Below are 227 nucleotides of genomic sequence, written 5' to 3' on the forward strand. Positions count from 1 at the left end.
ATTAAAACTCAAAGGAATTGACGGGGGCCCGCACAAGCAGCGGAGCATGTGGTTTAATTCGAAGCAACGCGAAGAACCTTACCTAGACTTGACATCTCCTGAATTACCCTTAATCGGGGAAGTTCGTCCCTTTGGGACGAACAGGAAGACAGGTGGTGCATGGTTGTCGTCAGCTCGTGTCGTGAGATGTTGGGTTAAGTCCCGCAACGAGCGCAACCCTTATTGTT

At 50.2% G+C, this 227-nt stretch carries 1 rRNA gene; it reads left to right on the forward strand.

Annotated features, from left to right (window positions below):
* Positions 1 to 227 (forward strand): 16S ribosomal RNA (locus tag CPJCM30710_RS17670); the annotation flags it as partial.

It is taken from the genome of Clostridium polyendosporum, from assembly GCF_018332455.1.
GTDB lineage: Bacteria > Bacillota > Clostridia > Clostridiales > Clostridiaceae > Clostridium_AY > Clostridium_AY polyendosporum.